This window comes from Gimesia chilikensis (assembly GCF_007744075.1).
Classification (GTDB): Bacteria; Planctomycetota; Planctomycetia; order Planctomycetales; family Planctomycetaceae; genus Gimesia; species Gimesia chilikensis_A.
The window spans coordinates 5255473-5281550 of the sequence record NZ_CP036266.1; the positions used below are offsets into that span (position 1 = coordinate 5255473).

The window sequence follows — 26078 nt, forward strand, 5'->3', positions numbered from 1 at the left end:
AATCACTCCGACCTGAACCGGTAACAATAATCGGTCCGGTTCTGAAAAACGGCTCTGCCCAGTCTCCGATAAGCTAAGCTCATGCTCGAAAATCTACCTCTCCAATCAGTAAAATATAAAGGACTCACCATCGAGGGGTATTCTCGCGCTGCAGTACAGAGTTACTGGAGGATTCCCGAGCTGAAACTTGGCTTTGACCTGGGGGCCAGCCCCTGGTCGTTTATGGGAACGTCGGTGTATTTCATTTCTCATGCGCACCTGGATCACATGGCAGCGCTCCCCGCATACGTGGCCCGGCGGCGGATGATGAAAATGAGTCCGCCCACGATCTATATGCCCGAAGAAGTTGTCGATCCCGTCTGGAAAATGCTCCGCAGCTGGCACAAACTGGACCGGGGCCGCATGGACTGTGAACTCATCGGCATGAAAGACGGCGAAGACATTCAGCTGACCCGCGAACATGCAGTCACTGCATTTCAGACCAAGCACACGGTCCCTTCGATCGGATTCCAGGTCTGGGACTGTCGTAAAAAGCTCAAGCCGGAATTCATGGGTAAACCGGAAACCGAAATTCGCGATGCGCGGATGGCGGGAGTCGAAGTCAGTGAAGAAATCCGGGTACCCCTGGTCTGCTACACGGGCGATACCGCTCCCGCGGGACTGGACCACTTCGAAACCGCTTATGAATCAAAAGTCCTGATCACCGAGATGACGTTCCACCGTCCGGAACATCGGCGGGAACGAATTCATAAGTTCGGGCACATGCACCTGGATGATATCATCGAACGCGCCGACCGTTTTAAGAACGAGTTACTGATTCTCGCGCATTTCAGTACGCGCTACCACGATAATCAGGTGCTCAACGCGGTCAAAAAACGGGTTCCCGAGGATTTACTCGAGCGCATCCATCTCTGGCTGTAATTTACCCGGCCTCAATTGACTGTGAGACTCTGACAGCAGATCTGTAAAAAAAGCCTGGAAGGGATCGCCCCTCCAGGCTTTTTCTGTGTAGTCAACGATTATGCATTGATTTCGTAGCCTTTCCGCTGCTCACGGCTCTGCCACTGGTTGGCTTCATCATCACCAATGATCTGTTCCGTCTGGGGATCCCATTTCAGAGATCGATTCAGGCGAATCGCAATATTGGCCAGGTGACAGGTGGTGATCGCGCGATGGTGCGTCATCACATCTGAGATTGGCTGCTCACGGGCATCGACACATTCATAGAAGTTCCGCATATGGTCGCCGGGCTGGCGTCCTTTGTAGAGTTCCTTGATGGTATCGCTGGAAAGTGGATTGTCTTTCAGGTCTTCCACCGGCTTTCCGGTCAGATCGCCGCGGCTGACAAACATCCGCCCCTTGGTTCCGCTAAACAGAATTCCGTTGCGGCCATCGCTTTTGATCGTCATCTTCACATCATTCGGGAAGGTCGCCTGCACTTCAAACTTGGAAGCCACATTGTATTCATCATCCTTGGTCGGCATACCGTCTTTGAGAGGAACCGGATGCACTGCGGAAATCGGCACGACCTGGGTCGGTCCGGAATGATCCATGCCGATCCCCCACTGGGCGATATCCACATGATGCGCGCCCCAGTCGGTCATTTTTCCGCCGGAATACTCATACCACCAGCGGAATTCGTAATGGCAACGGGTTTTAGGACGTCCGTCGGCTGATTTCCAGCGGTAATCGGTCATGGGTGCCTGGCCCAGCCATTTGTCCCAGTTCAGAGTTTTGGGAACCTCGGCCACGGGAATGGAACCGCTGGGGTCGATGCCACCAATCACACATTCCACTTCGGTGATGTCACCCAGGCGCCCTTCCTTGATGATTGCCAGTGCATTCAGGAACCGCTGATTCATTTCGCTCCGCTGCTGGGTGCCGACCTGGAAGACCCGGCCTGTTTCCTTGAGCACTTTGATGATCTGCTTGCCTTCATCAATCGTCAGAGTCAGCGGCTTTTCACAATAAACGTCCTTGCCGGCTTTCATTGCTTCAATGGCAATTTTGGTGTGCCAGTGGTCGGTCGTTACGATCGTCACGATATCGATCTCGGGATTTTCCAGAACTTTCTGGTAGTCTTCGAAGACCGCGACTTCTTTGTTGTTGCCTTTTTTTCCCTGAATTTCTTTGACCTTGTCGTGTGCTTTACCAGCGTGTGCTGCATCCACGTCGCAGACGGCAATCACATCGCCGTACTTCATCGCATTCGGACCAACGGCGTTCCAGCGGCTTCCGGTACCGATACAGCCTACAACGGGGCGATCATTGGCCGCTTTGAATTTGTAGGCGCTGGCAGGATCAACACTGAACCAGAAGGGAACGCTGCTTCCCGCGACTGCGGCTGCTGAGGTTTTCAAAAAGTCGCGACGATTCTGCTTGGAATTACTCACTGAAGACTCCTTATCTACATGGAAGGGTGCGCGCCGATTTCAGGAATGGAATCACGCAGGTGCAGGATGATTGATCAATAGATCCATTATAAGGAACTCGGAATCGGCAATGCAAAGATCAAGACTGCTTTATGTCTGTTTTCTTCATACGACTTGTCCGGGATTACTGATAGAATGAAAGTATCAAAAAGTGCCGTCACCTCGCTTTTACTGATCGAACGTGGCGATCCCGGTTTTATAAAAGACCCTAACATATTTTCTTGCCTGAAACGGTAGCATGCGCACCATTCTGCACGTGGATATGGACGCCTTTTACGCGTCCATCGAAGAACGGGACCACCCGGAACTCAAAGGGCAGCCGATCATTGTCGGCGGTCGGGCCGAGTCACGGGGTGTCGTTTCGGCTGCCAACTATGCCGCGCGCAAATTCGGCGTTCACAGTGCCATGCCGATGAAAACCGCCCGCTCACTCTGCCCCCACGCACACTATTTTCCGGTCCGGATGAAAGATTACGCAGCCGTCTCCCATACACTGCAGCAGATCTTCCAGCGTTTTACCCCCCTGGTCGAGCCGTTGTCCCTGGATGAAGCATTCCTGGATGTGACGGGAAGCGAACTGCTCTTCGGCACGGGTGCAGAAATAGCGCGCACGATCAAGCGCGAAGTTCAGGAAACGTTACATCTGATCGCTTCCGTCGGGGTCGCGCCAAATAAATTCCTCGCGAAAATTGCCAGCGATGCGGACAAACCGGATGGTCTGGTGATTGTCGCGCCTGACCGCATTCATGATTTTCTCGATCCACTGCCCATTTCGCGCATCTGGGGCATTGGGAAGGTCGCCACCCGCCGCTTTAACCAACTGGGAATTCAAACCGTCGCTCAATTACGGGCCCTCGAACCGAAATTACTCACGGAACTGTTCGGCGAACAGGGTGCGCATCTCTGGAAGCTGGCACAGGGGCTCGATGAGCGACCCGTGGTGCCGGAACGCCAGGCCAAATCCATTTCGCGCGAAACCACTTTTTCCCGCGATGTGACCGATCTGGAAATCCTCAAGTCCGTTTTGATTGAACTGGTAGAAGACGTGGCTCGTCGGCTCCGTAAAAACCAGTTGCGCGGAAAAACGATTCAGCTCAAAATCAGGTATGATGACTTCTCGACCTTTACGCGGGCATCGACCATTGCGCAACCGACGGACATCACCCGCGATATCCAGGGTGCCGCTCTGCAGATGCTGGAACACCGGCTGCCGGCCCGCCGGTTGTCAATCCGACTGATCGGGGTCGGCGTTTCCGGTTTCGATCAGAGCGCCGTTCAGCAGCGCAGTCTGTTTGACGAAGAGGATCAACAGAAACACTCCCGACTGGACCAGATCAAAGATCAGATCGCCGACCGTTTCGGAATGGATTCGCTGAAACGCGGCAATCGCATTATAAATGATGCGCGAGATGAATCAGCGGAAGCAGACTGAGCTCGAATTCCGTTTTTTCTTCAATCTTTGACTGGTGCCCAGCGCAACTTTTGAGTTGTCTTGAATTCGACTTGTCCGTCATTTTGACTTTGCTGGTCCGGGCGACTACTGCCACGGTCGATCAATGCCTGCAGGTCGGCTGTCATCTGTCTGACCCGTTCCGGATGTTTCTGTGACAGATCCTGCTCTTCCGCAATGTCAGACTGCAGGTGGTAGAGCTCTGCGATGGTCGGCTTGCCGCGCGATTTTTCCAGATTGCGTTCGCCCAGTTTATACACCAGTTTCCAGGGACCATCCCGGAAGGCAAATTCACCAAAGTTCGAGTGATTGACCACTGACGTGCGTGAGCCGTCTGACGCTTTGCCCTGCAGTGCGGGGAAAAAGCTGAGGCTGTCTTCTGCGCCGGTTGCGGGTAACTTTGTTCCCAACAGATCGGCACTGGTTGCCAGCAGATCCGTCAGGCAGATCAGTTGGTCACTGCTGCTGCCCGCCTGTACTTTTCCGGGCCAGCGGACGACCAGCGGAACGCGGTGTCCCCCCTCCCAGACATCGCCTTTATGTCCGCGATAAGGACCGCTGGGGAGATGACCGGCTTTGATCAGATCCTTCCAGCCCGTGTAATGCGAATGGCCATTGTCTGCAGTGAAGATTACCACGGTATTCTCGCCCAGTCCCGCCTGGTCAATGGCCTGAATGACCTGACCTGCAGACCAGTCGGTTTCCATCACAAAATCAGCCACGGGGGCGATGCCGCTTTTTCCGCGGAAAGGGGGCGAGGGAACCACCGGCTCGTGCGGAGAGGTCATCGAAAAATAAAGAAAGAATGGTTCCTGCTGTGCCGCTTGCTGTTCGATGTACTTGACTGCCCGTCGGGTTAATTCGGGAAGAATTTCCTGCATTTTCCAGTCGGGTGCCGCCGGAGCGCCCGTGAACGCTTTGGGCAGGACAATTCCCTCTGCGGGATCGGGTTGAAATTTGGCCGTGGGCTGTGGAAAGACCCGGCTGTTTTCAATGAAGGTAAACGGAGGCAGATTCGGCAGATCGACTCCGAAGAAATAATCGAAGCCCCGGTCAACCGGTCCCCCTGAAATCGGTTTGGTAAAGTCCCAGTTCAGTTGCCACTGGCCGTTACGTTTCTCCGTCATCTGACTGGGCTGCGGTCCCGGCCAGTTCCAGCCCAGATGCCACTTTCCGATGCAGGCGGTGGTGTAACCCTGCGACTTGAGAAACCCGGGAAATGTGAGTCGGTCGGCAGCGATCAGTGGAGGTTCGTAAGCGGCGATGACCCATTCCTGCAGGCGTGTCCGCCATGCATAGCGGCCCGTGAGGAGTCCATAGCGGGTGGGAGTACAGACCGCCGAACCACTGTGGGCGTCGGTAAAGCTCATCCCCTGCTTTACCAGGCGGTCTAAATACGGCGTTGGAATTTTGTTCTCCGGATAGTGTGCCTGGATATCACCCACCCCGAAATCATCGGCCAGGATGACCACAATGTTCGGTTGCTGCTGTTCAGCCGCCGAAAGCAATCCGGGGCTCAGACACAACAAGAGACAACAGACAAGCGGGCGCAACATGTTAGACTCCTCAAGACGATCCAGGACAATGAAGCAGGAGATTGCCAACTGCAACTCGTTGTGAAGCTGACAGTATTTCTATCATCTATCCTACCGGTTCTAAAACGACAGTGAAAGCAGGACTGGCAGAAAAGCGTTAACCAGCTGTCGGGGGAGTGACGCCGACCAGTGACTCGTCTGTCTTCTGGCTCCGGCTACTGAAATGAACCAGCGCGAACCCAACCACGATGGAACAGAGGGAAACGATCAACCAGAAAAGGGGCAGATGCTTCTGGTCCTGCAGGTTCATGTCCCATTGTGAGAAGTAATGCTGATAGCTGGCGAAGGTGATCAACAAACCGTTGTGTAGCATGTGCAGCACGATCCCGGGAATCACACTCCGCGAGAGGATGTTGACATATCCCAGTGAGAGGCCCATGAAGAAGCTGGGAAAAAACCGCTCGATAAACAGGGAATCACGCACGATGACGTGGAACAGTGCGAACAAAAACGCCGAAATGAAGATCGATTTGGTACTCGAAAAGCGGTTCAACAGCCCGCTCAACAGGTAACCGCGGAAGAAGAGCTCTTCGCAGATCGCGGGGAGTACCGCGAGGCTGATCAACTTGATCCAGAGTGGTACCAGCTCCAGTTCCAGCTTCATCGAATCAAATAGTTTCGTCAGAACTTCAATGCGATAGTCGGTCAGGGCGAAGATCTCAATCTCGTAAGCCATCGGCCAGAGCGTGACCCCCAGCAGGACCGCGCCCACGCAGGCCAGCGGTCGGGGGCGATTCCAGCGAAAGCCGGACTTCAGATTCACACCTCCCAGCCAGGCAAACAACAGCGGGATCAGCAGGAACAGACAGAAGGTGAGCGTGCCTGATGCCAGCAGCCGCATTGCCATGGAAAGTTCCTGCAGCCGACTGATAAATGCAGCCGACAGGATGAACACCGGAAATAAGACCGCCAGACAGAGCACCGCATTATTCAGCGCGGGAGCAGCATGGGTTTTGGTGGCACGCTTGAAAAAATCGCTCCAGGAAGCTTCGCTCTGATACAGAATCGTATCGGTTCCGAAAATCCGGGCGGCCAGACTCAGGGCAACCACACCGTAGAAGACCGTGGAAAAGACCGAAACAAAAAACAGGGAGGGCTGCGCCTGGTGCAGTAAAAAATCGCGACTGAGCAGCACGATATTCGCCAGGGGAATCACCGCCCAGAAAAGCGTCATTTTGAGGTCGGGCACCAGGCCGATGACTCCGGGGGCCATCGAGATCAGCATCAGCGGAATCAGGTAGGCCTGTGCTTCTTTGAAGCTGCGGGCAAAGCTGGTGATACAGAGCAGGACCGCAGAGAAGAAGGCGGCGAAGATCAACAGAAGTAACAGAATCTGCATTAAGACGACTGGCGTCAGCCCCTCGCCGAACAGCATCCCCTCTAGACCGTTTGCGTATGCGGTCGCGAGCATCGCCACCATATTCACGATGGCAGTCAGCGTCGCCACCGCCAGGACGGCAAAAAACTTGGAACACAGAATCCACATGCGGGGTAACGGCGCGGCCATTAAGGTTTCCAGTGTTCCGCGTTCGCGTTCGCCGGCTGTCAGATCGATTGCGGGATAGACGGCGCCGGTCATCGTCATCAGCAGCAGAATCATGGGGACGAACGTCACCAGGGAAGCCCCCTGTCGCATCTCGGACTTTACCGGTTCAAACGTCGCGATGAACGGAACGGTGTCGCTTTTTCCCATTTCTGTCAGCAGCTGGTCGCGGTAATTCCAACGTACGGCCTGCAGACGTTTCTCGACATATTCCGCGGCCCGTCGACTGTGGGGAGACTGTGCGCCGTAGGTAATCTGAAAACGGCCACTATGTCTTTCGCGGGTCTGATCTGCCTGCGCCGTGTCGATGGGAATATAGCGTACTCCCACGTCAACCTGACCATCGCGGACCAGTTTCGAAATGTTTTGATTTTCACCGGAACTGTCGGCGATCAGAAACTTGATGACCGGGTCGACCTTTTGAAAGCGGGCCAGGGGCTGCTCGTCGTCAGCTGATTTCTGTTGGACAGGCGACATGCCGGGATTGGTTGCCAGCAGACGGTTCCCCTTGGTGAGCAGGGCGCGAAACAGCTGCCCCTCTGATTCGTTGGAGAGAATAATCCGGTATTCCACTTTGCCGAGCTGGCTCATCTGGCTCAAAAAGAACTTCTGCAACAGCAATCCGAGCAGCGGATAGACCAGCAGGGGCATCAGGATCAGGGTGATCACAGTGCGACGGTCGCGGAGAATTTCGCGCAGTTCTTTCTTCAAGAGACCCGAAAAGCGAAAACCGGTCGTGGGAGTGTAGATCCGGTGATCCGAGTCCTGATCGTAGGGTGACACCATTAAAGCAGTTCCCCCTGTGCCGCGGCGACTGTTTCTGTTTTTGTCACAGGCGCATCCAGCAGTTGCAGGAAGATCTGGGTTAATGTCTGACACGAAGTGCATTGCTGCAGCTCTTCCAGTGTGCCCTCATAGCTTTTCTTACCCTGGTACAGGAGCCCGAACCGATCGCAGAGCTGCTCGGCTTCATCCAGGCGGTGTGTGCAGACGATGACGGCCTTGCCTTCATCGCGGAGATGATCGATGTAATCGAAGATGACCTTGCTGCCGACCACATCCAGTCCGCGGGTTGGTTCATCCATCAGCATCACAGGAGGATCGTGGATCAGGGAACGGGCCAGATTCACGCGTTGCTTCTGACCGGTACTTAAAGTGGCAGAACGACGATCGAGGAATTCAGAGAGCCGAAACAAATCCGACAGTCGCTGGATGCGGTCTTCCGCCTGCGCTGCGGAGACGCCATAGACGTCGGCGAAAAAAGAGAGGATCTCGCGGGGTGTCAACCACTGGTACAGCCCGGCACTGGTTGAGACGAGGCCGACCCGCCGTTTGATTTCGTCGGGATGCGTCGAGACGCGAAAGCCTTCGACTTCAGCATCGCCACTGGTCGGTTTGAGCAGGCCGAGAATCATGCGGAGCGTCGTAGTTTTACCGGCACCATTGGGTCCCAGCAAACCATAGACTTCGCCTGTTTCGACTGCGAACGAAATATGATCGACGGCCAGAACATCCTGTTTTCCGGCTTCGAAAATACGTGTGAGGTTTTGAACGCGGATCATAACGGCCCTTAGTCCTGATTCTAAAAGAACCCCGGGAGCGCACCAGAGGTATCAATGAGAATTCAAAGGCGGATCATCGCTTGAATTCATTAGAACCAGAAACACTTGAAACTTCAGATTGGAAGAGCTGGCCTGCCTGAATCATGTTGAATTCACTGGAAGTGCGAATAGAAATGCTGGCGCATAAATAACCTGATTCGGAACTGATTCATCTTAACAAACCAAAAGCGAATCTGTCACCTGTGAAAACAGGTTTCCTGAACGGAAGACGGGAATGCATCCTCTTCTATGAATATTTGAATATCTACCACCGGGTATTTTAGTAAACAAAACTTTGAAGCCAGACTCTGCTTGCAGAGCGTTCCCATCAAACACACAATAGAACCGAAATACTTACTTCAAGCTGCTCAGATTATCCGTATCATTCCATTCCCGTTTGAAAGCCGTTTCCGTAATGAGATGCTTCCCCCGCCAGATCGTGCTGACACTTCTGTTCTGCCTGTTTGCGTCCAGCCTGTTTGCCGCTGATGACTGGCGCGTGTGGCGCGGGCCCACGGGAAACGGGGTGGCTGCTGCCGGACAAACACCACCGGTCAAATGGTCGGAAACGGAAAACATTCACTGGAAAACCCCACTCCCCGGACGGGGCCATGCCTCGCCGATTGTGGTCAACGATCGAGTACTGATCGCGACCGCTGATGAGTCACAGGAAATTCAGTCGGTGGTTTGTCTCGCCCGGGACTCGGGAAAAATACTCTGGAAGACCGACGTCAACCGGGGTGGCTTCGCTCCCAAAATTCACCAGAAGAATACACACGCTTCTCCCACACTCGCTTCCAATGGCGAACTGGTTTTCGCGGCCTTTCCGCATCATGAAAGTATTCAGCTCACGGCGCTCGATCTGGACGGGAAACAGCGCTGGCAGATCCGGGCGGGGGGCTTTCTGCCCAGGGCGTATCAGTTCGGCTATGGTCCTTCTCCCATTTTGTATGAGAATACGGTGATCGTGGCAGCCGAATATGAGAAGAACGGTTACCTGGCTGCCTTCGATCAACAGACGGGCAAAGAGGTCTGGCGTCTCGATCGCCCCGATAAAATCAATTTCTCGACGCCCATTGTTGCTCGCATCGCTGGTCGGGACCAGCTGCTGCACAGCGGCAATTCGCGGGTTGCGAGTTTCGATCCGCGAACTGGTCGCGAAATCTGGTCGGTCCCTGCTCCCTGGATTGTCAGCTGTGGCACCATGGTCTGGGATCAGGAACTCGTCTTCGCCAGTGGTGGTTTCCCAACCAAGGGAACTATTGCAGTGAAAGCAGATGGTTCGGACAAGGTCGCCTGGACGAACCGCGTTAAATGCTATGAGCAATCGATGCTGGCTGCGAATGGATATCTCTACGCGGTCGATGACAACGGCATCGCCTACTGCTGGGATGCACAGACCGGAAAAGAGATGTGGAAGCATCGCCTGGGCGGGAAAGTCTCTTCCTCACTGGTCCTCGCGAACGGCAATCTGTATTTGACGAACGAACGGGGGACTACGTTTGTCTTCCGTTCGAATCCTCAGAAATTTGAACTGCTGGCAGAAAACCAGCTCGGCGACGAAGGTTTTGCTTCGCCGGCAATCTGCGGCAGTCAGATCTTTCATCGCGCGGCCGGACGTGCCTCGGGAAAACGTCAGGACGTGCTTTACTGCATCGGCAAATAGTCTCCGGTCAGACTCTATTCTGCCTTGGCGGGCTCGGCTGCTTTCTGAGGTGGTGGCACCTGTTGATTTGCCGGAACCGGCTGACCAAAGGCTCGAAAGCCGCGCATCTCCTGGGGTACTCGAAAATAGAAACGGTTGGCGGTGTACGCGTTCGTCCATTGATAACGGACCTGCCCTTCTTTGGGACGGACGCTCATTTTGGGACTGGTCCAGACTTCTTGCTTGTCGAGTTGAACTGTCGTCGCTGCTGCAGACAACCGTGCGCAACCATAAGACCAGGTCTTGCCATCGGTTTCCAGAATCAGGATGACCTCGGGATTGAACCCGCGTTCAAAATAGAATGCCGCAGCATCCGAATTCTCTGCATCGGTCGGTTGATACTGGTCGAAAGGAGTGGGATGCAGATTCAGAAAGATCTGCTCCCGTCCCAGCATCTCCTCGGCTGAAAATCGAATTGCCAGCTGCTGCATCTGGTCCAGTCGTTCTTCCGCGGTCGCCGCCGGTTCGGGTGCATCGGGCAGCGGTTTGAATTCGATCCCGACCTCCCAGGGTTGCCAGGTCACACTGGGCCCTTCAATGCGAAACGGTTTTTCGGTCAACGAGAGGAATTCATAAGTGGCGCGTCCTGCAGTTCCTTCCGGATGATCCATTTCCACAGCGATATATGCCCAGGGACGCCCCGTTGTTCCTAAACGCCAGATCGCACCTTTGGTCACTTTATATTTGGGATCATGATATTTCATGACCGGTTCCTGAACGAAAGCCAGCGGCGCACTGCGTTCTTCCCTGGTACGAATCGACCAGGCATTGAGCAACTCCCGCATCGTATCGATTTTGGAATCATTGGCCGCCTCCTCTTGTTCCCCGGCAACGATCTGCACAACGACACAACAGAGTAAAACCGCTGCAAAACTACTGAGAAATGTGATTCTCCGGCGCATCATGACGAGTTCCTTATTCGAGACAGATTCAGTTCAACGTGAACTCATTGTATGAACACACAATCAGTGATCAAATATAAAGTTTGCTAAACGGGCGATTATTTAAGAATGCCTATTATTACTGTCCCGGTTGGATACCGCTGTATTTCGCGCATAAAAAAACGGCAGCCCTGTTTTCAGGACTGCCGTTTTCCATTCCATTGAAAGGAAATCGCTACTTTGCTTTTTTGATATTGGGATTCAGCAGACTGTCAGCTGCGGCATCCCCTTTGGCAGACTTCAAAATGATTTTGATTGAGTCTCCGCCCCCTTCCGGAATCATTACCTGAGTATCCTGTACTGCAGGTGGAGGATCCATCAGGTTTTCTCCCATGTTGCCGAGAACCACGCGGTAACTGCCGGGGGCAGCCCCATCTTCTTCTTCATAGGTTCCCAGCACAAAGGTACCGTCTTCATTCACATTCGCCCGGGCGGTCCGCACATTTTCTCCACTCGTGAGTGGTAAGAGATCAATGTGAATCGGTCCGAACGGTTGATCATCCAGTGTTAATGTTCCCGCAGCCGGCACGGTCTGAACTGTCCGTTTACTCCCTGCTGCATCCCCGCCTCCACAGCCTGTCAGACAGATCATCAGGGTTGCCAACAGTACGTTCGCTGAGCGCATCATCGTATGCTTGTTTCCTATTCCAAAATGACAAATGAACTTCAGGTCATCAGCACGATTTCCTCTCCCGGATCTCCGGGAGAGGAAACTGAAAATGGCTGATTAAAACTCACCAACGATACTATCGAAGCGACCGCCGGCAATCGTGTTGAGCGACATCCAGAGGCTGGGTGCACCAGGAGACTGGTTGTGATCACCGTGGTAATCGATGTTTTCACTGATGAATCGCACGGAACCATCGGCCATCAGGAAGTGAGCACCACCCTGATGCACAGAACCCGGCCCTGGCCATTCTGAGTTGAGACAGTGAGCGGCGATATAAACTGGCCCCCAGGCATAAGGAGAAGTTTTAAAGAATGTGGCATCTTCACCGGTGGAAGTACCGTCCGGTAACAACAGCTGATTACGGGGATCGTTCATGACCACGATGTGTGTCGAAGCAATAAATGCCATGCGGTAGACCGCTTCTCCACCACCGTCGCGGAGTCGGCCGGCACCACAGGTTCGTCCGCCACTGGCAAAACCATTTTGCGGAACTTCACCCACGGCAATGGTCGTGGTGGTTCCATCGGTGATGTCACGAATCCGGACTTTTGATTTCAGCGTGAAGACGCCTGTATGAACCTGGTTGGGTCGATCCCACCAGTCAAATCCCTGGGATCCGGCATAGTTGGTGGTTGCGAAACCATCACGGGCGCTGGGATCATGGTCCTGGTCCGACGGACAATGCAGGACAGGAACTTTAGTCGCCTGAATTGGTCCTGCCGTTCCGGTCTGGCCCAGCAGCGGTGCAGAGAAGTTAATCTGATTATACAGGGGCGCCTGTTCCAGGAATGGTAAAATCAGAGTAATCCAACTGTAGTTACGAGCTCCAGGTGAGGAACCGCCTGGAGCGTTCGTCCAGACATCGTTGGGAAACATCGAGTGTGTTTCATGATAGTTGTGCAGTGCCAACCCGATCTGCTTGAGGTTGTTCTTGCAGGTACTTCGACGGGCTGCTTCGCGTGCCTGCTGCACAGCGGGTAGTAGCAAGGCGATCAAAATTGCGATGATCGCGATGACCACCAGCAACTCAATCAACGTAAAGCCTCTCTTCTTTGAGCGTTTCAACTCCATACTGACTCTCCTTTAAGAATAAGAATAGTGATTATTGAGATGATAAAATCAGTCTCTCTCACAACACGCAGTATCGTTTCTCTCTCAGATGGAAATGAAAGGACATCTGATTGAATGAGAGTATAAATCGTTGCTCAGTACGCTCGGTTAACATCAGTTCAAAACTGATGTCGCTCGTAGTTAGAATTGAGTTAGATTCCGTTACCGGAAATTTAAATGAATGGAACCCCTGAAAACGGGGAGGAGATGCGAAAATCCAAACGGATTATTAATGGAAATTAAATAAATCAACACTCTCCGATCCGATTTTAATCGTAGTTTTATAAAATTGTCAAACAAGATATTTCGATGTTACGACATTTCGAAATAAGTAAGAATCCTTAATAATAAACAGGATTTCTAAGGTAAATTGACAAGGCCCTACGCAGTTGTGGCGATACAGATGTGAGACTGAGACCTGTAGAATTCCTGCATCGTTAGAAATACCCGCTGCATAACATTATGAATGACATTACTTCCGAACTCTTTACTGTTTTAACAGTAACTCACCAACGAATCGCGCTTCATGTCACCACTCAATCATTATGACTTCATCATCGTTGGCCAGGGGCTCGCAGGCACAGCGCTCGGCTGGACGCTGCAGCAACGCGGCTATCAAACCTTGATCATTGATCGTGGTGAAGAGATCACGTCCTCGAAAATTGCAGCCGGTTTGATCACGCCCATAACGGGACTGCGACTGGTGGTCTCCTGGCGACTGGAAGAATTCCTGCCTTGCGCAATCCGCTTCTATCGAGAGATTGAATCACTCACCGATTCCCGTTTTCTCGAACTGAAACCGATGCTGAGACTATTCGCTTCTGAACAGGAGCAGGAACAGTACCAGCAACGATCCCAGACACATTTTCCGGAACTGGTTTCCATTCCCGAGCCCCTGGCGAACGAAGCTGAATTCGATGTGTCACAGGGGGGATTTGAAATGCAGAGTGGAGGAAAACTGGATGTCCCCACTTACCTGGAAGCTTCACGAGAGTGGTTTCAAAAACAAAACTGTTTTTTGAAAGCAGACATCGATCCTCGCCAGGATCTGGAATGGGAAGCAGACCAGCTCCAGATCAACCGTCTGGGAGTGAGTGCCGACAAAATCATTTTCTGCCAGGGGATCCAGGCGCGGCGCAATCCCTGGTTTGAAAAAGTGCCTTTTGAGGGCGTCAAAGGAGAAATCCTGACTTTGAAAATTCCAGGCCTGACAGAGCGACGCGTGGTCAACCGGGGAGTCTGGCTCGCGCACTGGCAGGACGACCTGTATCGTGCCGGCTCAACTTATGATCGGGAACACCTCGACTGCGAACCCACGGTTGCCGGCCGAAAAGAAATCATGCAGCGTCTGACCGAATTTCTGAAAGTTCCGTTTGAAGTTGTCGAGCATCGGGCCGCGGTCCGTCCGGTCATTCACGGACGACTGCCTGTCTTGGGACTGCATCCGGAAAACCCGTGCGTCGGATTCTTCAACGGTTTTGCCTCGAAAGGGAGTCTGCAAACCCCCTGGATGGCAGCCCATTTTGCCGATGTACTGGAAGACAAAGCGACTCTGGAAAAACAACTGGACCTCAGCCGTAAGCTCAAACCAAAATCATGACACGTTTAACCGACCAGGCACACGCACGCATCTCTGATATTCTCCGCGCCGGTGAAACCGCCATCGACGCCACTGCGGGGAACGGGCACGACACCTGTTTTCTCTGTCAGACCGTTGGTCCCACGGGGCACGTGTATGCAATCGACATTCAAGAGTCGGCACTGGAGCAGACAGCCGCACAACTCGCGGAGGCGGACTGCTTTCATTGTGAGCTGATCTGCTGTGATCACAGTCTACTGGCAGAGATCGTTCCGGCTGAACACCAGGGCGCAACGGGGGCGATCATGTTTAACCTGGGCTACCTGCCCGGGGGTGATCACAGCCTGATTACGCAGGAGGCGACTACAGTAAAAGCGCTGGACGCGGCGATCGATTACCTGCGTCCCGGAGGAATTCTGACGATCCTCGCGTATCCGGGACATCCTGGCGGGGAAGCAGAAACCGGTGCCATTGTAGAATGGATGAACCAGCTACCTGCCAGCGAATTCAAAACGGAAACGATCCTGGCGCGTTCGTCTGCGCCCACCGCACCGCGTCTGTTGATTGTCACCAGGCAGGAATCCTGAGACAGAATTATTCCTCTTCAGAGGAATCCTCGTGCGATTGCGAAGACTCACGGATTTCGTCAATGATCTGACGGGCCCGATCCACGTTCGAGGAGACCACATCGACCTTAATCTCAAAAATACCGGTCATCGCAGCCTGATTTTCATTCTCGAGCAGACAGCGAATGCCTTCCCCTTCCAGCGTCATCTTGATGAATTCCGCTTCCATCACATTCGTCGTTGAATAGACAGTTTCCAGACTATCACTCATGGTATTGTGTTCCTTAGACAAACCGTCCCTGAAGAGTGAACTCATCATGGAGCGCTTCACAGTCAGTCAAATAATGGTCTCGTACCCTGTAAGGCTAACCTGATTCAGTGTTAACATCAATATTAAATACACAGGATACGCTTCAGATCGCCGATGGTCGGCTGGAATTCATCAGCAGGGTGAATGGAATTGAATCTCAGGGTCACCGCCTGCTATTCTGTAAGGGTGCTCTGATTATCATCGCCATCTAACAAGGGATCTCTCCCCATGAACCGCCTGTCACTCCGAAGTCTTTGCCTGCATCTCCTGACTCCCCTGCTGATCACAGGCGGCCTGATTCCCTGCTCGACTCAAGCGGAGCCCTCTGCAAAGAAACCTGTGGTCCTGACGGACCGGGCCCGTGAGTTGCATCGGCAATGTCTGGTGGTCGATGGTCACAACGACCTTCCCTGGACGATGCGGGAAAAAGCGGCCTCTTCCTTTAAACAGGCTGACATCGCCCAACCACAACCGAAGTTCCATACCGATATTCCCCGGTTGCGTGAGGGAAATGTGGGAGCCCAGTTCTGGTCTGCTTATGTTCCTGCTGAGACCAGCCAGGAACGCAGGGCCGCTCATTACACCCTGGAACAGATCGACCTGATTCACCGGATGATCAAGCGTTATCCTGACGTATTCGAAATGGCATCCACGGCTGATGATATCGAACGGATACACAAATCGGGGAAGATCGCCTCCATGATCGGTGTCGAAGGGGGGCACTCCATTGAAAACTCACTTTCATTGCTGCGGGTCTTCTACGGTCTGGGAGTCCGTTACATGACACTCACGCACTCCGACACACTAGACTGGGCTGACTCTGCAACCGATACAGCCAAACATGACGGCCTTTCCCCGTTCGGTGAGGAGGTTGTTCGCACCATGAACGAACTGGGGATGCTGGTCGATATTTCCCACGTCTCGCAGGCAACCATGGAGGATGTGCTGCGGGTCAGCCAGGCGCCCATCATCGCCTCGCATTCTTCAGCCCGGGCCGTTGCGGATCATGTGCGGAATGTACCCGATGAGATCCTGGTGAAAGTCAAAGAGAACGGAGGCGTGGTGATGGTGAATTATTTCTCCGGATTCGTCGTACCGGAATCAGCCCGCCAGATGACAGAAATGTTCCATGTCCGTCGGGAGCTGAAAAAGAAATATCCCGATGAAACAGAGTTCAATCGGGAATACAATCGCTGGAAGAGCAGCCACAAAATGCAGCCCGGCACTATTCATGATGTGGTCGATCATATTGACCACATTGCTAAAGTCGCCGGAGTGGAACATGTGGGCATTGGTTCGGACTTTGACGGCGTCTCGACGCTTCCCAGTCAACTGGAAGATGTCTCAACCTATCCCCTGATCACTCAGGCTCTGCTCGACCGGGGTTATACCGATCAGCAGATCAAACAGATCATGGGACTGAACCTCCTGCGGGTCATGCGGGAAGCCGAGCAGGTCGCCCATCGTCTGCAACAGCAGACAAAAGACTGACAGTCAGCTTCCCGTTGTCCTCTGTCACCCGCAGAAGAATCAGTTTATACCAAAACCCTATTTTGAGTCCGGCAGCTTCGGCATGACAGGACGCGGTGCTACCAGCTCCGGCTCTTCAGCCGGGGGTGGTGCCGGCAGCTTCACCTGGGCGGGCTGCTCCTTAGGTGCCGCCTGCTTGACCTGTTTTTCCAGACTCTGCTGCTGCTGAACCTCTTTGAGATAATCCTGCAGCAGACGATAGGTATTCTGAAACTCCTGACGATTCGTAATCATGTGATATTGTGAATCGACCTGAACCTGCTGATAGTTGGCAATCACTGCTTCCAGTTCAGCCGGATCGGGAGGGGTGGAACTGGATTCCAGTCCTTCAGGAAGTGCCAGGTAGTCTTTCCAGGCAGCATCCACGACATCGGTCAGTGACTGGTGTGCTCCCAGCAACTGATACTTCAGTTCGTCACTTTGAAGCTCCTGCTGTGCCAGATGAGCGACATCCTGCTCGATGCGAACCATATCCCAGACTTCAGAAACTCCATCACTGAAAAACAGGATGACCGTCGATTTATCTTTGGTCAGACTGTCCAGGCCGGTCTCCATGGTGACGGCTTCTTCTTCCCCCACCTTCCAGACCGCACGTTGTTTGGTTTTATCAATCGCCCCCTGCAGAGGCAGAGTGATATTACCTTCTTTATTGAAGTAAGTCCCGGCGATCGCACCATTCTTACCGACCGCCAGCTGGACTGTGACATTCACATCCTGGGTTCCCTGAGGAACGATCGCGAATAACCCGACCGGCATCCACTCTGCTGACTCTTCAGGAGGAGTCACGCTTTCGGCAATCTGATTGGCCTGGGATGCGTAATCGTTAACAGGTGCAATGGGCGTCCCATCATTGTAGATGTAGCCGTCATTGATGGAATAGTTATAGACGACGGGTGTCAGATTATTGTAACCGCACCAGGAAGCCAGACCACCGTAAGTAGCCCAGATCCAGGGACGGTAACCGTATCTGCGATAATGGTAGTAAGGATAGTATCCGTAACCGCGGCGATAACGACTATAGCCGGAACCGTATCCATAGCCGATTCCGAATCCGTAGCCTGTCCGGTAACCGGACCAGTAACCGGGATTATAATGATAGGATCTGCTGGCATAGCCGGTATGACCTCGGCCACGATTGTAGTTTCGGCCTGATCTTAATCCGGTACCGCCACGTCCAGCATGATGATGTCCTCCGGAGCTTAAACCAGGATTACTGTGTCGATGCTGACTGCCAAAGCCAGACTGAATTCCCCCGGGACGATAACCGGTGGCTCCCCGGTAATATTGATCGGTTCTGCCGTGACGACTTCCCCCCGAGCTTAATCCGCTGATGTTGCTTCCCCGGCGGGATCCGAAATCCTGAACTGACGAGCGGGAACGGTTGGAAGCGGAAGAACCGGATCGGTTACGACTGCCGGAATGCAGCCCCGGATTACCGGTCACACTACGCTGTCCCCGCGAAATGGAATTACGGGGAGAATTCTGCGATCTGCCGGAAGCAGAGGAACCGGAATGTCCGGGACGCATCGTGGTATGACTGGAGCGTCCCGAAGAACTGCCGAATGACTGATTGAACGATCGCGAAGGAGCACTCTGTCGACTGCTGCCTGAACCGCGAAAGGAACTTGAGTTCGGACGTGAGAATGAACGCCCGGGAGACATTGAGCGGGACGATCCGCTACGCTGGCTACTCCCCCGAGAGATGCTGCCCCGGGAAATACTCCCTCGGGAAATGCTCCCTCGCGAACTACTACCGCGGGACATGCTGCCGCGCTGGCTTCCCCCTCCGGAGAATCCCCCCCGGTGTCCGCCACCGCCTCCGCCACTTCGACTGCCGCCGCCTCCGCCGCCGCGACCACCCCGTTGGGCGAAACTATCGACTTCGCTGACGCATAACATCGTCAGCAACACTAAGAACGTGATTGATATCTTTTTCATTGAGTTCACCTGACCGACCACGAAGGTGAGAGCCCCCATGCATCGTCCTGATAGTACTTCTATGCGAAAAAGCGGACAGGTTTCCTACCTGACATCCGAGCCCGTTAAGCATAAGAGAGAGAAAAAACTGATCAGGCAGATATCTCGCCGTCAGTATCCAGACAGACGTACTTAGACTGTAACCGTCTATGGTAATTATCTCTGGTGTTCAGGTGGGGTAGGAAGCAGAGATAAATTTTAATAGCAGCGCAGACAGCACAAATTACTGTTTTCAACTGACTCAGCGACTTCGCATCCTGCTGGAATGCTGCCGAATCTCAATGGCCCGTATATCTGTCACAATAGGAATCGGGGTTCTAAAAGTCAATAACTGCCTGTCTGTAACAGATCTATCGTCAGGCATCAACCAGAGTGCATGGGTCCGGAATCGCTCTTAATTTCATGCGTTCCAGGGCTGTTCCAGAAGCAAATATTCACGTTTTTAAAAAATTCATCATTTCTTTGGAATAAACGGGAAGCAACGGGCCTCTTACAGACAGCAGGGACCGATTGGGCCCTGTCTGACGCACGAGACACATTACCGGGTTTCTTTCCTATCATGGAACTGGCCCCGGTCTGCAGGCCTCTCATCCCTGCGGATCTGTTATTGAATCGAGAATTTGGAGAACTGAGATGAAATCACTGTCGACACTTTTCACCATGCTGGCCCTGACCCTGTTCTTTGTTGGTTGTGGCAAAACTGAAACACCAGCTCCCAGCGAAACTCCTGCTCCCGCAGAAACACCTGCTGAAACTCCTGCTGCTCCTGAAGGGGAAGCTGCTGCACCAGAAGGGGAAGCCGCTAAGCCAGAAGAAGCTGCCGCTAAACCAGAGGAAGCTGCTGCTAAGCCAGAAGAAGCTAAACCAGAAGCCAAGCCAGAAGAAAAGAAACCCTAAGCTCTGGCATGTCATGCATGATGACGACACAAAAAAAGCTCTCCTGATCTGTCAGGAGAGCTTTTTGTTTTGGTTGTTGAACTCAGTTTACTTTGCAGATGCGTTGCCACTCAGAATGCGGGCTGCGGTCAGCGTATTTTTCAGCAGCATGGCAATGGTCATCGGTCCGACGCCCCCTGGAACCGGGGTAATCGCAGACGCGACCTCTTTGACACCTTCAAATTCCACATCGCCTACCAGTTTATCATCCACGCGGTTAATGCCCACATCAATGACAATCGCCCCCGGCTTGACCATGTCGGCGGTTACGAATTCAGGCTGACCGATGGCGGCAATGATAATATCTGCCGACTTCACGATCTCTTTCAGATTCTGTGTGCGGCTGTGACAGATCGTCACCGTGGCATCGGCGCCCATGCCCCGCTGAATCAACAGCATCGCCATCGGCTTCCCGACGATTTCACTCCGCCCCAGAATGACCGCATGTTTGCCTGCGGTCTCCATCTTCGTCGAGAGGATCATCTGCTGAATGCCGTAAGGCGTACAGGGCAGATAACGGGGACGCCCCTGCACGATCAGCCCCACATTTTCGGGGTGAAAGGCGTCCACATCCTTGAGCGGATCGACCACATCCAGAATGGCTGTCTCATTGATGTGCTTCGGCAACGGCAGCTGCACCAGGATGCCGTGTACTCCGGGATCAGCATTGAGCTCTTTAACCAGGGTCAGCAATTCTGCTTCGGTGGTTTCGGCATGCAGCCGTTTCAAGGTGCTTTCGATACCGGCTTTTTCACAGGCCCGCTGTTTATTACGGACATACACGGCGCTGGCCGGATCATCGCCTACCAGTACCGCTGTGAGGTGCGGGACGACCTGCGTTGCTGATTTCAGCTCTGCGACTTCCTGTGCGATCTGTTCTCGAAATGTCGCCGCCAGTGCTTTGCCGTCAATAATTTCTGCTGACACCCTGTCAATTCCTTGTTCAAGAGGGTTAATTTCCATCCGCTCACAACATAACGAATCGTCTGATAATCTAAAACCACCCCAAAAGAATTAATGTGACGTAAAGGCAAATCGCGGCGTAGATGGCTGCGACATAGTCGTCCATCATGATTCCCCAGCCTCCGTGGATGCGGTCAAAATATCGAACCGGCCAGGGCTTCCAGATGTCAAACAGACGGAACCAGAGAAAGGCAAACAGGGAAACCCAGAGAAAGTCAGCAGATAACGGTCGGTGAAAGACGGGCAGCATGACGATTGTGAAGGCCCCGATCTCATCAATGACGATCTCTCCCGGATCATCCTTTCCCAGGAGTCGTGAACCCTGCTCACAGAGATAGACGCCGAGCAGGAAAATCAGCAGAGAGACCACCAGATAGACGGGTAATGACAATTGCAGCCAGAACAGTCCCAGAACCAGAACCGGTCCCAGCAGACTTCCGAATGTTCCGGGAGCTTTGGGAGCGAGCCCTGTACCCAGTCCCCGTGCGAGGAGCAAAATCGTAACGTTTTTGAAATTTCTCATTTATGGTAATTGACCAGGCAGCCGATTCTCTGTGTTGCGTAATCGGAAAAATGTCACTATTCAAGATAATCTAAAGCGTTTATACTTTAAACAGGAGTGATTTTCCCGGGGTACATATAGACAGTCAACACAAACCAATGCGTTGATTCCAAAGCGGGTGCATTTCGTAACTCGAAGGCAGCCCGTCATTTCCTATATTGATCGTACCCTGACAGCCGAAAATTTCCAGTAAGACTCAACGAAACCTACCCTGCCATTTTGAGTCGCTTCTCGTGAAGAACGATTCGGGATGGCTCCTCGATTACATCAATCAGGATTGATCAATATGACATCCCCCGAAGGCCCCAAGCTTTCCAAGCTCGAATCTCTCAAAGAAGGCAGCCATCAGCTGCGCGGAACCATTGCTGAAGAACTGCTTAACGAAAGCGACCAGTTTTCCGGCGATTCGCTGCAACTCCTGAAGCATCACGGTACCTACCAGCAGGACGATCGTGACCTGAGAAAAGCCAAAAATCCGGACGGGACTCCCAAAGGCAAGTCATACAGCTGCATGATCCGAACCCGCGTGCCGGGTGGTAAAGTCACCTCAGATCAGTTCCTGGCCGAGCTGGACCTGTGTGACAAATACGGCGACGGAACCGTGCGTCTGACCACACGTCAGGGCTTCCAGCTGCACGGCGTGATCAAAGGCAACCTGCGGGCCGCCATCAAGGGGATCAACGAGACCAAACTGACGACCCTGGCCGCCTGTGGGGACGTGAACCGTAACGTGATGGCCTGCCCGGCTCCTTACAAGAACAACCAGGTCTTCGACGCGATGCAGAACATGGCGTATGCCATCGCCGAACATCTGCGTCCCAAAACAACGGCCTACTTCGATCTGTGGATTACCGACGAAGATGGCAACAAAACCAACGAAGCGGAATTCCAGCCGGTAGAAGAGCCGATTTACGGCAAGACCTACCTGCCCCGTAAGTTCAAGATCGGCATCGCTCTGCCGGAAGATAACTGCGTTGACATCTTCACCCAGGATATCGGCCTGCTGGGAATTGTCGAAAGTGACGAAATCGTCGGCTACAACTTCTACGTTGGCGGCGGAATGGGAGTCACTCCCAGTAAGAAAGACACCTATCCCGCGCTGGGCAAGCTGCTCGGCTTTGTGCCCAACGATCAGGTTCTGGCGGTCGCCGAAGCGGTCGTGAAAGTCCAGCGTGACTTCGGAAACCGGGAAGACCGGAAACGGGCCCGTATGAAGTATCTGGTGGACGATCTGGGAATTGAGAAATTCCGCGAAAAGGTTGCTGAGTACTTCGGTTCTGAAATAGCCGCTCCACGCGACGTGGAAGTGACCGGCATTGACGATCACATGGGCTGGCATGAGCAGGGGGATGGCAAGCTGTTCCTCGGCGTGAACATCGAAAACGGTCGTATCAAAGACGATGGCGACCTGCGGATTAAATCCGGCCTGCGGAAGATCCTCGAAACCTACAAACTGGATGCCCGGATCACTGCCAAGCAGAGTGTCATCTTCTGTGATATTGACCCCGCTGACAAGCAGGGAATCGAGCAGATCCTGGCCGATCACGGCATGAAGCGGGCTGAGGAACTGACCCTCATCCGTCGCTTCTCAATGGCCTGCCCGGCACTGCCTATGTGTGGCCTTTCGATTACAGAATCCGAACGGGTCCTGCCCGATCTGATTACCGAATTCGAAGAAGAGCTGGCGCGCCTCGGCCTGCAGGATGAGCGGATTTCGGTCAACATGACCGGCTGCCCGAATGGCTGTGCCCGTCCTTATGTTCCGGATATCGGACTGGTCGGTAAAGCCGTCGGCAAGTATACGGTTTTCCTGGGTGGAAACTCGCTGGGGAACCGGCTGGCCTTCATTTATGATGACCTCGTTCCACTGGAAGAAGTCACCAGCCGCCTGTCACCCGTGCTGGAATTCTTCAAGGAAGAACGTCAGCCCGGCGAAGCCTTTGGTGATTTCTGCCATCGGATGGGTAAAGAAACCCTGCAGGAAAAAGCGGGCCTGGCAGCCAAATAATTCTGCCGGAATTGTCTGTTTGAATATGAACCTTCCGGCAGGCAGGCTGTCTTTCATTTTGACAAAATCAATCCGTAACGGGTTGACCCTGTCTGATCGCGCGGGTAGATTATCTGCAACAGACAGCCTCTAAGGCTGCTGAGAACCGGAAATTACGAGTATTAACGACCAATGCGAAATTACAATCTCCTAAACCTGAACCTGCTACGAAGCCTGCTGCTACCAGCCAGGTCTTAGGTTCTTTGTACGATTGTAAATCAAAATACAGTGAAACCCTGAGACCAGATCGGCCTCAGGGTTTTTTATTTTCCCCACTGGTACTATTCTGGTCTCTCAACAGCGTCCCTCAGCGGGGCGTCAACCGATTCATGGAGCAAACCAATGTCCAATGACACAGTAAAAATCTTTGACACCACCTTGAGAGACGGTGAACAGTCGCCCGGTTGCAGTATGACAACCTCGGAAAAGTTGAAAGTGGCCAAAGAGCTGGTCGCGCTGGGCGTCGATATCATTGAAGCCGGTTTTCCCATCGCTTCACCCGGCGATTTCGACGCGGTCCGTAAGATTGCCACCCAGTTCGGCGATCAGACCACCATCTGCGGCCTCGCCCGCTGTCGTAAGGAAGACATTGACCGGGCCTGGGAAGCGTTGAAAGAAGCCAAAAACTCCCGGATCCACGTCTTTTTAGCCACCAGTTCGATTCATCGCGAACACAAGCTCAAGATGAGCAAGGAACAGATCATCGAAACCGCGGTGGAGATGGTCAAACGGGCCCGCGATTACTGTCCGGATATCGAATTCTCTCCGGAAGATGCCGCCCGAACTGAGAAAGACTTCCTCTGCGAAGTGGTCGAGCGAGCCATCGAAGCGGGCGCATCGACGGTAAACATTCCCGATACGGTCGGCTATGCGACTCCCGCGCATTTCCATGATGTGATCACCACGTTGAAGAAGAATGTCTCCAACATCGACCAGGCGATTATCAGCACCCACTGTCATAACGACCTGGGACTCGCCGTCGCCAACAGTCTGGCCGCAGTAGAAGCCGGCGCGCGACAGATCGAATGCACGATCAACGGCCTGGGTGAACGGGCCGGTAACTGTGCTCTCGAAGAAGTCGTCATGGCGTTGAAAACCCGTGCCGACTACTATGGCGTGAATACGAACATCAATACAAAACGCCTCTACCCCATCAGCCATCTCGTCTCTACCGTCACCGGCATGGCTGTCCAGCGGAACAAAGCGATTGTGGGCAAGAACGCATTCGCTCACGAAGCGGGAATCCACCAGCATGGCGTGCTGCAGGAACGGACCACCTACGAAATCATGTCTCCCGAAGACGTGGGTTACGTGGGAACGAACCTCGTGCTCGGCAAACACAGCGGCCGGCACGCTTTCCGGGATCGTGTGCAATCGCTGGGACATACCCTCGATGACGCGACGTTTGAGCGGATCTTCAATGAGTTCATTACCCTGGCCGATAAGAAGAAAGAGATCTACGACTCAGACATCGTCGCCCTGATCGAAAACCAGGTCTCCGATGCACCGGAAAAATGGTCGATTGCCCGTTTTCATACCTCAGCGGGCACCGGTACCATCGCGACGGCGACGATCGAACTCGCTGACGAAGACGGTAAAATCCACTGTGATGCCGCTACCGGCGACGGCCCCGTCGATGCCGTGTTCCGTGCTTTGGAACGCATTACCGGCATCTCGGCTGTACTGGAACAGTATCACGTCGGCAGTGTTTCCAGCGGTAAGGACGCACAGGGCGAGGTTCGTGTCGAAGTTCGCATTAACGGCGAGATGTTTAACGGGCGCAGCGTCAGCACTGATATCATCGAGTCCAGTGCGAAAGCATACCTGCAGGCGATCAACAAAGCCGTTGGTCGTGGGGAAAACTGAAAACCGACCTGAATTCGAACTGAGTCAGTAATGACCATGCACGATCCTGAACCATCATCCCGTCGCATCAAAGGCAGAACGATTGTGATCAGCCTGTTGATCTTCGGGCTGGTGATGTCAGGATCTTTGTATGTGTTTCAGGCTATCAACACCTACCCCTTCGCTGAAACTCAGCAGGCACTGGCTCAGAAGTTCCCGAAGTCCCGTCCCCGCGTTGAAGGGGGACGGCTCAAGGGAAAAGAGATCAACCCGCTCACCTTCCGGGTGACGCTTGCGGTCGACTTCAATCCCAATGAGAACCAGGGCCGCATCGACGAACTGGCGGATCAGGTGCTGCTGGTCGCCCGCGAGCATCTCAACCTCAACGAGTACGAAGTCGCCGAACTGCACTTCTATCAGCCGATCCCCGAACAGCAGATTCTGATGCGGGATCTCGAAATCGATCTGGCCGACTGGCAGAAACAGCATTGACGCGTCCCTGAGACCAGCGCCCACGCAACAGACAGGCCTGTCGAACCAACCGACACGTCCCGGCTCCTGCCGAGTGATGGTTGTCCGTCACCGCTTACGAAAAACAGCCTGAATACCGCGGAAAAACGCTTTTCCAGGATTCCCCGAGAAATCCCGCGTATTGGCATAAACATTGCCTGTCTACCTGCTGCCTGCTAAGCATTTCCGTCGAGAAGTATGAGTCA

21 protein-coding genes are annotated in these 26078 nt (G+C 53.5%); 10 read left to right on the forward strand and 11 right to left on the reverse strand.

The features are described 5' to 3' along the window. Positions 1-81 precede the first annotated feature (81 nt). Positions 82-921 (forward strand): MBL fold metallo-hydrolase, encoded by an 840-nt coding sequence (locus HG66A1_RS19850; RefSeq protein ID WP_145187925.1) that lies wholly within the window; start codon positions 82-84, stop codon positions 919-921. A gap of 98 nt (positions 922-1019) precedes the next feature. On the opposite strand, the gene HG66A1_RS19855 is transcribed toward HG66A1_RS19850, so the two are convergent. Beyond that, positions 1020-2393 (reverse strand): Gfo/Idh/MocA family oxidoreductase, encoded by a 1374-nt coding sequence (locus HG66A1_RS19855; protein ID WP_145187927.1) that lies wholly within the window; start codon positions 2391-2393, stop codon positions 1020-1022. Between the two features lie 277 nt (positions 2394-2670). Here HG66A1_RS19855 and dinB point away from each other — a divergent pair, with 277 nt between their 5' ends. Then, on the forward strand, positions 2671-3864 hold the full coding sequence (gene dinB / locus HG66A1_RS19860) for a DNA polymerase IV (protein ID WP_145187930.1): 1194 nt from the start codon (positions 2671-2673) through the stop codon (positions 3862-3864). 20 nt (positions 3865-3884) lie between these two features. On the opposite strand, the gene HG66A1_RS19865 is transcribed toward dinB, so the two are convergent. From HG66A1_RS19865 to HG66A1_RS19875, 3 genes are all read right to left on the reverse strand, one after another. After that, positions 3885-5438 carry a sulfatase family protein gene (locus HG66A1_RS19865; protein ID WP_145187933.1) on the reverse strand — a complete coding sequence of 518 codons (1554 nt, stop codon included), beginning with the start codon at positions 5436-5438 and terminating at the stop codon, positions 3885-3887. Between the two features lie 136 nt (positions 5439-5574). Beyond that, positions 5575-7806, reverse strand: a complete 2232-nt coding sequence (locus tag HG66A1_RS19870; protein ID WP_197996698.1) for an ABC transporter permease subunit/CPBP intramembrane protease — start codon at positions 7804-7806, stop codon at positions 5575-5577. Further along, positions 7806-8582: an ABC transporter ATP-binding protein gene (locus HG66A1_RS19875; protein ID WP_145187939.1), complete on the reverse strand. Its 777-nt coding sequence runs from the start codon at positions 8580-8582 to the stop codon at positions 7806-7808. The genes HG66A1_RS19870 and HG66A1_RS19875 overlap by 1 nt, the downstream gene beginning before the upstream one ends. Positions 8583-9036: 454 nt before the next feature. Between HG66A1_RS19875 and HG66A1_RS19880 the strand changes: the two genes are divergently transcribed. Beyond that, the gene (locus tag HG66A1_RS19880) at positions 9037-10287 is read left to right on the forward strand and encodes a PQQ-binding-like beta-propeller repeat protein (protein ID WP_145187942.1); all 1251 of its coding nucleotides are present in this window, start codon (positions 9037-9039) and stop codon (positions 10285-10287) included. A gap of 14 nt (positions 10288-10301) precedes the next feature. On the opposite strand, the gene HG66A1_RS19885 is transcribed toward HG66A1_RS19880, so the two are convergent. The 3 genes from HG66A1_RS19885 to HG66A1_RS19895 form a co-directional block, all read right to left on the reverse strand. After that, a complete protein-coding gene (locus HG66A1_RS19885; protein WP_145187945.1) occupies positions 10302-11231 on the reverse strand; it encodes a hypothetical protein in 930 nt (309 codons plus the stop codon). A 211-nt stretch (positions 11232-11442) separates the two neighbouring features. Then, entirely contained in the window at positions 11443-11895 is a 453-nt protein-coding gene (locus HG66A1_RS19890; RefSeq protein WP_145187948.1) for a hypothetical protein, read from the reverse strand. Between the two features lie 99 nt (positions 11896-11994). Beyond that, complete coding sequence (locus HG66A1_RS19895; protein WP_145187951.1) at positions 11995-13008, reverse strand: DUF1559 domain-containing protein; 1014 nt, start codon at positions 13006-13008, stop codon at positions 11995-11997. 565 nt (positions 13009-13573) lie between these two features. Here HG66A1_RS19895 and HG66A1_RS19900 point away from each other — a divergent pair. Both HG66A1_RS19900 and HG66A1_RS19905 read left to right on the forward strand, forming a co-directional pair. Further along, complete coding sequence (locus HG66A1_RS19900) at positions 13574-14647, forward strand: NAD(P)/FAD-dependent oxidoreductase (protein ID WP_145187954.1); 1074 nt, start codon at positions 13574-13576, stop codon at positions 14645-14647. Continuing rightward, complete coding sequence (locus tag HG66A1_RS19905) at positions 14644-15213, forward strand: class I SAM-dependent methyltransferase (RefSeq protein ID WP_145187956.1); 570 nt, start codon at positions 14644-14646, stop codon at positions 15211-15213. The genes HG66A1_RS19900 and HG66A1_RS19905 overlap by 4 nt, the downstream gene beginning before the upstream one ends. A gap of 7 nt (positions 15214-15220) precedes the next feature. Here the strand turns inward: HG66A1_RS19905 and HG66A1_RS19910 are convergent, their stop codons facing one another. After that, positions 15221-15463 (reverse strand): putative signal transducing protein, encoded by a 243-nt coding sequence (locus HG66A1_RS19910; protein WP_187782167.1) that lies wholly within the window; start codon positions 15461-15463, stop codon positions 15221-15223. 267 nt (positions 15464-15730) lie between these two features. Here HG66A1_RS19910 and HG66A1_RS19915 point away from each other — a divergent pair, with 267 nt between their 5' ends. Continuing rightward, complete coding sequence (locus HG66A1_RS19915; RefSeq protein ID WP_145187959.1) at positions 15731-16993, forward strand: dipeptidase; 1263 nt, start codon at positions 15731-15733, stop codon at positions 16991-16993. Between the two features lie 57 nt (positions 16994-17050). On the opposite strand, the gene HG66A1_RS19920 is transcribed toward HG66A1_RS19915, so the two are convergent. Further along, positions 17051-18970 carry a hypothetical protein gene (locus HG66A1_RS19920; protein ID WP_197996699.1) on the reverse strand — a complete coding sequence of 640 codons (1920 nt, stop codon included), beginning with the start codon at positions 18968-18970 and terminating at the stop codon, positions 17051-17053. 672 nt (positions 18971-19642) lie between these two features. Between HG66A1_RS19920 and HG66A1_RS19930 the strand changes: the two genes are divergently transcribed. Then, the gene (locus tag HG66A1_RS19930) at positions 19643-19906 is read left to right on the forward strand and encodes a hypothetical protein (protein ID WP_145187965.1); all 264 of its coding nucleotides are present in this window, start codon (positions 19643-19645) and stop codon (positions 19904-19906) included. Positions 19907-19993: 87 nt separating this feature from the next. Here HG66A1_RS19930 and folD read toward each other — a convergent pair whose 3' ends face one another. Both folD and HG66A1_RS19940 read right to left on the reverse strand, forming a co-directional pair. Next, positions 19994-20872, reverse strand: coding sequence for a bifunctional methylenetetrahydrofolate dehydrogenase/methenyltetrahydrofolate cyclohydrolase FolD (gene folD, locus HG66A1_RS19935; protein ID WP_145187968.1), 879 nt, complete (start codon positions 20870-20872; stop codon positions 19994-19996). Between the two features lie 67 nt (positions 20873-20939). Further along, positions 20940-21431 carry a phosphatidylglycerophosphatase A gene (locus tag HG66A1_RS19940; protein WP_145187971.1) on the reverse strand — a complete coding sequence of 164 codons (492 nt, stop codon included), beginning with the start codon at positions 21429-21431 and terminating at the stop codon, positions 20940-20942. A gap of 325 nt (positions 21432-21756) precedes the next feature. Here HG66A1_RS19940 and HG66A1_RS19945 point away from each other — a divergent pair, with 325 nt between their 5' ends. From HG66A1_RS19945 to HG66A1_RS19955, 3 genes are all read left to right on the forward strand, one after another. After that, a complete protein-coding gene (locus HG66A1_RS19945; RefSeq protein ID WP_145187974.1) occupies positions 21757-23478 on the forward strand; it encodes an NADPH-dependent assimilatory sulfite reductase hemoprotein subunit in 1722 nt (573 codons plus the stop codon). A gap of 381 nt (positions 23479-23859) precedes the next feature. Further along, complete coding sequence (locus tag HG66A1_RS19950; RefSeq protein WP_145187977.1) at positions 23860-25383, forward strand: 2-isopropylmalate synthase; 1524 nt, start codon at positions 23860-23862, stop codon at positions 25381-25383. A 30-nt stretch (positions 25384-25413) separates the two neighbouring features. Further along, positions 25414-25854, forward strand: a complete 441-nt coding sequence (locus tag HG66A1_RS19955; protein WP_145187979.1) for a hypothetical protein — start codon at positions 25414-25416, stop codon at positions 25852-25854. Positions 25855-26078: the final 224 nt, after the last annotated feature.

Bases quoted from the DNA above. Each gene is read 5' to 3' on its own strand.
- HG66A1_RS19915 (WP_145187959.1), top strand. From the start codon at position 15,731: ATGAACCGCCTGTCACTCCGAAGTCTTTGCCTGCATCTCCTGACTCCC.
- HG66A1_RS19880 (WP_145187942.1), top strand. From the start codon at position 9,037: ATGAGATGCTTCCCCCGCCAGATCGTGCTGACACTTCTGTTCTGCCTG.
- HG66A1_RS19865 (WP_145187933.1), bottom strand. From the start codon at position 5,438: ATGTTGCGCCCGCTTGTCTGTTGTCTCTTGTTGTGTCTGAGCCCCGGA.
- HG66A1_RS19875 (WP_145187939.1), bottom strand. From the start codon at position 8,582: ATGATCCGCGTTCAAAACCTCACACGTATTTTCGAAGCCGGAAAACAG.
- HG66A1_RS19955 (WP_145187979.1), top strand. From the start codon at position 25,414: ATGACCATGCACGATCCTGAACCATCATCCCGTCGCATCAAAGGCAGA.
- dinB (WP_145187930.1), top strand. From the start codon at position 2,671: ATGCGCACCATTCTGCACGTGGATATGGACGCCTTTTACGCGTCCATC.
- HG66A1_RS19850 (WP_145187925.1), top strand. From the start codon at position 82: ATGCTCGAAAATCTACCTCTCCAATCAGTAAAATATAAAGGACTCACC.
- HG66A1_RS19950 (WP_145187977.1), top strand. From the start codon at position 23,860: ATGTCCAATGACACAGTAAAAATCTTTGACACCACCTTGAGAGACGGT.
- HG66A1_RS19920 (WP_197996699.1), bottom strand. From the start codon at position 18,970: ATGAAAAAGATATCAATCACGTTCTTAGTGTTGCTGACGATGTTATGC.
- HG66A1_RS19885 (WP_145187945.1), bottom strand. From the start codon at position 11,231: ATGATGCGCCGGAGAATCACATTTCTCAGTAGTTTTGCAGCGGTTTTA.
- HG66A1_RS19905 (WP_145187956.1), top strand. From the start codon at position 14,644: ATGACACGTTTAACCGACCAGGCACACGCACGCATCTCTGATATTCTC.
- HG66A1_RS19930 (WP_145187965.1), top strand. From the start codon at position 19,643: ATGAAATCACTGTCGACACTTTTCACCATGCTGGCCCTGACCCTGTTC.
- HG66A1_RS19870 (WP_197996698.1), bottom strand. From the start codon at position 7,806: ATGGTGTCACCCTACGATCAGGACTCGGATCACCGGATCTACACTCCC.
- HG66A1_RS19910 (WP_187782167.1), bottom strand. From the start codon at position 15,463: ATGAGTGATAGTCTGGAAACTGTCTATTCAACGACGAATGTGATGGAA.
- HG66A1_RS19895 (WP_145187951.1), bottom strand. From the start codon at position 13,008: ATGGAGTTGAAACGCTCAAAGAAGAGAGGCTTTACGTTGATTGAGTTG.
- HG66A1_RS19940 (WP_145187971.1), bottom strand. From the start codon at position 21,431: ATGAGAAATTTCAAAAACGTTACGATTTTGCTCCTCGCACGGGGACTG.
- HG66A1_RS19900 (WP_145187954.1), top strand. From the start codon at position 13,574: ATGTCACCACTCAATCATTATGACTTCATCATCGTTGGCCAGGGGCTC.
- HG66A1_RS19945 (WP_145187974.1), top strand. From the start codon at position 21,757: ATGACATCCCCCGAAGGCCCCAAGCTTTCCAAGCTCGAATCTCTCAAA.
- HG66A1_RS19890 (WP_145187948.1), bottom strand. From the start codon at position 11,895: ATGATGCGCTCAGCGAACGTACTGTTGGCAACCCTGATGATCTGTCTG.